This is a genomic window from Methylophilus sp. UBA6697 (assembly GCF_002454655.1).
Lineage (GTDB): Bacteria > Pseudomonadota > Gammaproteobacteria > Burkholderiales > Methylophilaceae > Methylophilus.
In genome coordinates, this window is sequence record NZ_DKJH01000031.1 from 68563 (window position 1) to 75554 (window position 6992).

Here is a 6992-nt window from a genome sequence, read left to right on the forward strand (position 1 = left end):
CTAAAACTGATAGGTCAATGTGAGTCGTGCAGCTCTGGGTTCTACCGGGTGAAAGTGAATATCATTGACCGGTGCAGCCTCGCCTTTGAGTTGCGACTCATAGTAATAGTCGATATCGCTGGCCTTGCGGTCAAACAGGTTAAACACATCCAGTGTCAGGCTGGTGCGTTGATTATACCGGTAGCCGATGCGGGCATAGGTAAGGAACGTGGCGTTTGAGCGCACAGAATTATCTTCTATCAGTGCCCTCGGGCCAAAGTAGCGTAATTGCATGCTGCCAAACCAGTTGCCCCAGTTTGTCACTGTCGCCCCCAGGGAGGCCACTTTGTTGATTGCGCCGGGGATGTATTGCCCTGCTGGGTCGTGGTCTCTAAAGCGGGCTTTGGAGAGTGCAATATCCATATCGAGCAATAGCCAGTCGTTGACGACATAATGGTTATTCCACTCCACACCATAGCGGCGGCTGGCGCGACTGGGTTCGGTTTCACCGGCATCGCCAACAAATAATAATTCGGAGTCCATATCCAATTGCCAGATGGCCAAGGAGCTTTGCAGGCCAGGCACCCACTCGCTTCTGACGCCGATCTCGCTGCCACGAGTGCTCACCAAGGGGGTAACCGGCAAGGCAGCTGAACCATCTAGCAGGCGAGTTTGCGTGGCAGCGCGTGCATCGTTGCTATGAAAACCTTTGCCAATATTGTAGAAGAATTCTGTATTCGCCCACGGCCCGAAAATGACCGAAAACTTGGGTGAGGTAATGCCATCGCCGACATGACCCGCGTTACCTGCCAGGCTGCTTTTGACATCGAACTGGTAGCGATCATAACGTAAGCCTGCCACCGTGCGTAACTTCTCATGCCACCATAGCGTGTTTTCAGCATAAACACCGGCACTGCTTTCCTCTACCTTATCTGACCGTATCTGTGACAAGCGCTGCGTTTGCGCCGTCTTGTAGAGCGCCACTGGTGACAACTTGTCATACCGTGTTTGCAAGCCCAGTTTATTGTCCATCGCCATACCGGCAATTTCACCTAGCCACGACTTGCTCAGGTTGAGGCCCAGCATGGTGCGCTGTTCACTTTGGTCAGTCTGGTCACCATTGACAGGATCACTTAGAAAATAGGTAAAGTTGCCGAATAAATCAAGCTTGGAGCGGACGGCATAGGCATTGATTTGCCAGCCACCATGCTGATCACGGTGGTGCTTGGCAAACGACAGGCTGTAACGTGACGAGTCGCCGCCATCACTCGGGTCAATCGCATCAAAACGCCCGATTTGACCGCTGCGTACAGCACGCAATGGAATCTGGTCGGTCGAATTCCAGCGGTTCTTATACGCCATTGCAGTCAGCGTCATACCATCGCGTGCATCGCCCTCGCTGTAACGCAGCAAGCCATTGTATTTCCTGACGCCTTCTGCCACCTGCCAGGGGCCATCATAGTGATTGACATCCAGCGCATAGAGTAAATGGCCTTGTTGCAAAGCCACAGAGTTTGCCAGCAGCATGCGCTGGTAATCGTAGCTCCCCACCGTCAGGCTGGCGATCCCCTGTGGCAACTGATTCAGCAAATGCAAATGCGCCGCGCCCGCCGATGAAAAGTCACCCTCTTCTGCCGAGTAAGGGCCTTTTTTGTAATGCAAATGGCTGACCAGCTCGGGGATCAGGAAGTTCAAATCGGTATAGCCCTGGCCGTGCGCATGGGTGCGCATATTCACCGGCATTTCGTCCACATAGGTGGCAAAGTCTGTGCCGTGGTCGAGGTTAAAACCACGCAGGTAAAACTGGTTGGCTTTACCGCTGCCGCTATGCTGGGTCACGATCATGCCCGGCACGAATTCAAGTATCTCGCCAATGCGTGCAATTGGCCGGTTCTTAATCAGGCTAGCGTTGACTTTACCTTCACTGGCCGCATCTGATGAACCAACAGCGTTGTCGTAATGCGCGCGCACCTGGATTTCCTCCAAGTCTATAGACTCATTAGCCAGCGTGGGTACGCTGGCAAACAACCCTGCCATCGCCATGGCAATCTTTGAATATTTTGTCATCGGTGTACATATCCTCTATCGTATGATTTTTTTTTTATTATTCATACGACGGCATTATGAAGCAGTGGACCACAATGACCTATACGTATATTGACGCAAACATATTTTTACCCGCTACTTCATGAGAGACAGACACAAAAAAGCCCGCTGACGCGGGCTTTTTTTAACAACACACGACTTATTCAGCCGCTGGCGCTTCTTCTCTTGCAGGTGGATCGATCAACGCTTTCATGCTCAAACGCACTTTACCTTTGTCATCCAGCTCAACCACTTTCACTTTCACAATGTCACCTTCTTTGAGGTAATCGCTCACCGCTTTGACGCGTTCGTGGGCGATTTGTGAAATGTGTACCAGGCCATCTTTACCTGGCAACAAAGTCACGACAGCACCGAAATCAAGAATCTTGACCACTGGGCCTTCGTAGATCTGGCCGACTTCAACTTCAGCGGTGATCTGTGCAATACGACGTTGGGCTTCAGCACCTTCATCCGCATTGGTACATGCAATTTTCACGGTACCGTCATCTTCGATGTCGATGCTGGTGTTGGTTTCTTTGGTCAGTGCTTGAATCACTGCGCCACCTTTACCGATCACGTCACGGATTTTGTCCGGATTGATCTTCATGCTGATGATGCGTGGTGCAAACTGTGACATTTCGGTGTTAACACCTGACACAGCCTCTTTCATCAAGCCCAGAATGTGCGCGCGGCCTTCTTTGGCTTGCGCCAGTGCCACTTGCATGATTTGTGCTGTAATACCGGTGATTTTGATGTCCATTTGCAGGGCGGTCACGCCTTTGTCGGTACCAGCCACTTTAAAGTCCATATCACCCAGGTGGTCTTCGTCACCCAGAATGTCGGTCAGTACAGCCACGCGGTTGCCTTCTTTGATCAGGCCCATTGCCACGCCAGCGACGTGTGCAGTCAATGGCACACCAGCATCCAGCAGGGACAAGCAACCACCACAGACAGACGCCATGGAGCTAGAACCGTTAGACTCAGTGATCTCTGACACCACACGCATGGTGTAGTCAAAGTCTTCTTTTTTAGGCAATACTGCTTTCAAAGCACGTTTAGCCAGGTTACCGTGGCCGATTTCGCGGCGCTTAGGTGTACCCACACGGCCTGTTTCACCAGTCGCATACGGAGGCATGTTGTAGTGCAACATAAAGCGGTCAGTGTACTCACCAGACAGTGCGTCAATGATTTGCTCATCACGGCCAGTACCCAATGTAGCGACTACCAGCGCTTGTGTTTCGCCGCGTGTAAACAGGGCAGAACCGTGTGTACGTGGCAATACGCCTGAGCGGATGGTGATCGGGCGCACAGTGCGTGTGTCGCGGCCGTCAATGCGTGGCTCGCCGTTCAGGATCTGGCTACGTACGGTTTTGGCTTCCAGTTTAAAGAACTCATCTTTAATCTTGTTTGCTTCCAGCGTAGAAGTTTCTTCCGTAATCAAGGTACCCATGACACGTGACTTGATTTCGTCCAGTGTGGAAGAACGCTCACCTTTAGATTTGATCTTGAACGCAGCATTGATGTCGTCAGCAGCAATCGCAGCCACTTTTTCGATCAACGCAGTGTCTGGCTCTGGCGGTGTCCAGTCCCAGGCATCTTTACCGGCTTCTGCAGCCATTTCGTTGATGGCTTTGATCACTGGTTGCATTTGCTCGTGACCAAAGACAACCGCGCCCAACATCACTTCTTCAGACAGCTCTTTGGCCTCAGATTCAACCATCATCACCGCAGATTCAGTTGCACCAACCACCAGGTCCAATGCAGAGTCTTTCAGCAATGAAACATCAGGGTTTAATACGTATTCACCATTGATATAACCTACTCGTGCCGCACCTAATGGGCCGTAGAAAGGAATACCAGACAATGCCAATGCCGCAGAGGCACCGATGACAGCCGGGATATCGGAATCAATTTCCGGATCCAGTGACAACACCGTCGCCACGACCTGCACTTCGTTATAGAAGGCATCAGGGAACAGCGGACGCAATGGACGGTCGATCAAACGTGCAGTCAGTGTTTCTTTTTCAGAAGGACGGCCTTCGCGCTTGAAGAAACCACCAGGAATACGGCCAGCCGCATAAGTCTTCTCTTGGTAATCCACGGTCAATGGAAAGAAATCCTGACCTTCTTTCACTTCTCGCTTGGCAGTCACAGCCACCAGCACAACGGTATCCCCGTAGCTGACGATCACTGCCGCATCAGATTGGCGTGCAATTTCACCTGTTTCCAATGTCAGGGTATGCGCACCAAACGGGATGCTTCTTTTAGTAATTTCAAACATATTTTTCCTTTTCTCTACCATGGCTATTCACTACCTAATAGCCAATCTCAATAATGAAAATACAGCATTCGCTTACTGCGCTTAAGCGCTCCTCATTGGGTTGCCCGACGCGCGACGGCTGTATTTCCCGATTTGTGGTGACTTCCATCAACACGCTGCACCTGCTTATCCAGTTGCAACGCACTCACAGAAGCCACCGCGTTTTTGGTGATTTTTTAAAGCAAAAAAGCCGAGGCAATCACCATGCCATCGGCTTTTATTTCGTTAAAAGTGAACAGTGTTAAGTGTCACACTTCAACCAAATTATTTACGCAGGTTCAAGCGCTCGATCAGCGTTTGATAGCGGCTAACGTCTTTACCTTTGAGGTAGTCCAGCAAACGACGACGCTGGCTAACCATGGCCAACAGACCACGACGTGAGTGGTTGTCTTTTTTGTTGGATTTGAAGTGCTCAGTCAGGTAAGTGATACGGTTAGTCAACAAAGCCACTTGTACTTCCGGGCTTGCGGTATCACCTTCACTGCGTTGGTATTCTTTAATGATTTTTGCGGATTGTTCTGCGGTAACAGCCATCTTTTTTCCTTTGAGTTAGCGTCAATGTCGCGGCAGCCAAGCAACCTATTTGCCTTACCACGCCGACATTCAAATTACACGAACCGCGCATTATATCGGCAAGTCCCTGCCTTGCATAGTCTTTTATAGGATTAAGCTTCTGTTTTTATGAATTAATTTCCGACTCACGGCCTAGATACAAGCTATAAGAAATCATCATAAAAACCTGCCTGGGCTGGCACCGCACCACGAATGCCGCAAATCGAGGCGGCAAACCAGGCGGCACGTGTCAGCATGGTTTGCCGCGACCAGCCAGCCAGCAACCCGCGAATAACCACTGCCGTATACGCATCACCCGCCCCCACGCTATCGACAAAAGGCGATTGCAATTTCATCGGTGGCGCTCTAAAACCATTGCCATAAGCATCCAGCCAGAAACTGCCCTGCTCGCCACAGGTAACAAACACCTCACTCAAACCGAACACCATTAGCAACTGCCGCGCCAGGTCGTTAATATCTGACGACACAGGCAAGCCCACCAGCGCGCACACCTCCGGCAACTCTTCATGATTAATCTTCAGGATATCTGCGGCCTGCAGTACCTGGCGCAGGCTGTGCGCGTCATACCATGGCGCACGCAGGTTAATGTCGCAAAAAACCGTGGCTGTACACATTTTTAGCCATTGGTCAGCCAGCGCCTGCATGGGCGCATGCCGCAATGCCAGTGAGCCGATATAGACCAGGCGTGGCGGATGCTGCTTGGTTAAGGCTTGTACCGGCGGCCACTGCAAGTCATCGTAGGCTTGCTGATCCAGGATTTCAAAGCGGTGACCGTGTGCGCCCAAATGCACCATGACCTGCCCGCTGGGCAAACTATCAGACTCTTGCACGCCAGCAATCGACAAGCCGCAATCCTGCATCTCGGCAACAATACGCTCGCCGAGCGCATCTTTGCCCACCGCCGTCAGCAAATGCACCTCCAGCCCAAAGGCATGGCAATGCCTGGCGACGTTATAAGGCGCGCCGCCTATAATGGTTTGTTCGGGAAACACATCTCCCAGCACTTCACCCAAAATCATGATGGCATTCGACATCCGCTTCATCCTACTTTCTACACTCACCCAATACCATTAACCAGCCCTCACTTTTGTGACTCACCCTGGCGCAGATTGTTTCAATAAACTGCCAAACCGGCCACACTGAGCATGATTCAACCAGCTCGCAAGCGGCATAAAATAACCCATGTGCAGCATATCAGGATTTTTTTTATCTTTTGTGTGCATTCTTGGCGATCTTTGCTATAATGCGCGTCTTGCGATTCGGGACATGCCCAAATTGCTGTTGGCCAGATAGCTCAGTCGGTAGAGCAGAGGATTGAAAATCCTCGTGTCGGCAGTTCGATTCTGCCTCTGGCCACCACTTCCTTACCTGCCTCTCGGCGCACTTCTTTTTCTGGGTTTGTTGATGTCATTAAAACACTTAACACCGGATGAGTTACACCCATTACTAAACGATCCATCATTGCTGCTTGTTGATATCCGCAATGATCACGAGCTGGTTTCCGGCATTTTGCCCGGCGCACTGCATGTGCCTTTAGGCAACCTGACCGCCGTCTTTGACCAGTTTCCCCAAGACAAAAAAATTGTGTTTTATTGCCGTAGCGGCGTGCGCTCGGTGTCCGCAGGCGAATTTGCCCTGGCACAAGGCCGCACCGATGTTTCACATCTCGCAGGCGGCATCTTGGCTTGGGCGCGTGCAGGCCTACCCATACAAGCGGCTTAACTTATTTTCAGGAAAGCTCATGCAATTTGATAAAGATCTTGATGCCCGCAACTTGAACTGCCCATTGCCCATCCTGCGCTGCAAAAAGGCCCTGAATGAGTTGACCGCTGAACAGGTACTGAAAATCACTGCCACAGATCCTGGCTCCAAAAAAGACTTTGACGCCTTTTGCCGCCAAACTGGCCATACCTTGCTGGACACACAAGAAGCCGAAGGCGTATTCACCTTCTGGATCCGCAAACGCAGCGCTTAAGCCAGCGCCTCGCTTAAAATCAAAACGTTTAAATAAAAAGCCCGCAATTGCGGGCTTTTT

The 6992-nt window shown here is 51.1% G+C and carries 6 protein-coding genes and 1 tRNA gene; 3 read left to right on the top strand and 4 right to left on the bottom strand.

The window, feature by feature from the left end; genetic code table 11:
- The 4 genes from B3355_RS09340 to B3355_RS09355 form a co-directional block, all read right to left on the bottom strand.
- Positions 1 to 2046 carry a TonB-dependent receptor gene (locus tag B3355_RS09340; protein ID WP_292783030.1) on the bottom strand — a complete coding sequence of 682 codons (2046 nt, stop codon included), beginning with the start codon at positions 2044 to 2046 and terminating at the stop codon, positions 1 to 3.
- 178 nt (positions 2047 to 2224) lie between these two features.
- Positions 2225 to 4345, bottom strand: coding sequence for a polyribonucleotide nucleotidyltransferase (pnp, locus tag B3355_RS09345; protein WP_024930959.1), 2121 nt, complete (start codon positions 4343 to 4345; stop codon positions 2225 to 2227).
- A 303-nt stretch (positions 4346 to 4648) separates the two neighbouring features.
- Positions 4649 to 4918 (bottom strand): 30S ribosomal protein S15, encoded by a 270-nt coding sequence (gene rpsO, locus B3355_RS09350; protein ID WP_019883778.1) that lies wholly within the window; start codon positions 4916 to 4918, stop codon positions 4649 to 4651.
- A gap of 182 nt (positions 4919 to 5100) precedes the next feature.
- The gene (locus B3355_RS09355) at positions 5101 to 5991 is read right to left on the bottom strand and encodes a PfkB family carbohydrate kinase (RefSeq protein WP_292783036.1); all 891 of its coding nucleotides are present in this window, start codon (positions 5989 to 5991) and stop codon (positions 5101 to 5103) included.
- A 249-nt stretch (positions 5992 to 6240) separates the two neighbouring features.
- On the opposite strand from B3355_RS09355, the gene B3355_RS09360 reads away from it, so the two are divergent.
- The 3 genes from B3355_RS09360 (at position 6241) to B3355_RS09370 (ending at position 6932) form a co-directional block, all read left to right on the top strand.
- Positions 6241 to 6316 (top strand) — tRNA-Phe (locus B3355_RS09360).
- A gap of 45 nt (positions 6317 to 6361) precedes the next feature.
- Positions 6362 to 6679, top strand: coding sequence for a rhodanese-like domain-containing protein (locus B3355_RS09365; protein WP_033425686.1), 318 nt, complete (start codon positions 6362 to 6364; stop codon positions 6677 to 6679).
- A 19-nt stretch (positions 6680 to 6698) separates the two neighbouring features.
- Positions 6699 to 6932 carry a sulfurtransferase TusA family protein gene (locus B3355_RS09370; protein ID WP_019883780.1) on the top strand — a complete coding sequence of 78 codons (234 nt, stop codon included), beginning with the start codon at positions 6699 to 6701 and terminating at the stop codon, positions 6930 to 6932.
- Positions 6933 to 6992 lie beyond the last annotated feature (60 nt).

Coding starts and splice junctions, on each gene's coding strand:
- B3355_RS09370 (WP_019883780.1), top strand. CDS start 6,699: ATGCAATTTGATAAAGATCTTGATGCCCGCAACTTGAACTGCCCATTG.
- rpsO (WP_019883778.1), bottom strand. CDS start 4,918: ATGGCTGTTACCGCAGAACAATCCGCAAAAATCATTAAAGAATACCAA.
- B3355_RS09355 (WP_292783036.1), bottom strand. CDS start 5,991: ATGTCGAATGCCATCATGATTTTGGGTGAAGTGCTGGGAGATGTGTTT.
- pnp (WP_024930959.1), bottom strand. CDS start 4,345: ATGTTTGAAATTACTAAAAGAAGCATCCCGTTTGGTGCGCATACCCTG.
- B3355_RS09340 (WP_292783030.1), bottom strand. CDS start 2,046: ATGACAAAATATTCAAAGATTGCCATGGCGATGGCAGGGTTGTTTGCC.
- B3355_RS09365 (WP_033425686.1), top strand. CDS start 6,362: ATGTCATTAAAACACTTAACACCGGATGAGTTACACCCATTACTAAAC.